General features: G+C 44.7%; 1 protein-coding gene and 1 pseudogene. Both read left to right on the top strand.

Annotated features, from left to right (window positions below; genetic code table 11):
• A pseudogene (locus ACJ5GX_RS08055) lies at nucleotides 1-139 on the top strand (FtsW/RodA/SpoVE family cell cycle protein); the annotation flags it as partial.
• A 257-nt stretch (nucleotides 140-396) separates the two neighbouring features.
• Nucleotides 397-790: hypothetical protein (locus ACJ5GX_RS08050; protein ID WP_495292892.1), on the top strand; the 394-nt coding region annotated here is incomplete at its 3' end.

The following is a 790-nucleotide window of genomic DNA, read 5'->3' as shown; positions in this document are numbered from 1 at the left end:
GAAATTTCAAAGTTTATTTAAGCCACTTATAATTATTTTCTTACCTGTATTTCTGGTATTGAAGCAACCTAATTTAGGCACAGCTGTGATAATGTTTTTTATAGGAGCATCAATTATATTTACAGCAATAATGGAAAGATCGATCTCCCATACAACCAAAGTTGGTCGGCTGTGCTACATTTTGTATTAGAGGTCTAAATTTTTTTTTCATATTTTGACCTATGTTTCTTGGAGACAGTTTTTCAGTTTTATGGGCTGGTTCATTCCTTGAAAAGAACGCAGTTCTTTTCCTTACCCCCTGTAATATCAGCAATTAAAAACGCCAAACAATTTACTTAAACTACATTAAGTTTTTGGTACATTTGCTTGGTGCTTATAGCGTGATTGTGTTGTAAGTTGAACTTAGACATCTTCCGTCCGTCCTTGTCGAGCACGAAGCGCGCCTTGCAGCCGCCGCGCTTCGTGCAGCGCCAGGCGTTGCTCCTCTGGCTGCCATTGTTGCTGAACGAGTACCCGTTGACAAGCGCCAGCTTCCTCCCGTCTTTACTCTGTACCCATTCAATGCTATTCATGGTGGTTGCGGATGTAGTTGCACTGGGTGACGTGGTTGCACTGGTTGACATGGTTGCAGTGGTTGACATGGTTCCACTGGTTGACGTGGTTGCACCGGTTGACGTGGTTGCACGGGTTGACATGGTTGCACCGGTTGACGTGGTTGCACTGGTTGACATGGTGGCACGGGTTGATGTGGTTGCACTGGTTGACGTGGTTGCACCGGTTGAGGTGGTAG

Source organism: Wolbachia endosymbiont of Tuta absoluta (assembly GCF_059414725.1).
Note: the sequence above shows the minus strand (reverse complement) of the source record. Positions and strands in the feature narration are given on the sequence as shown.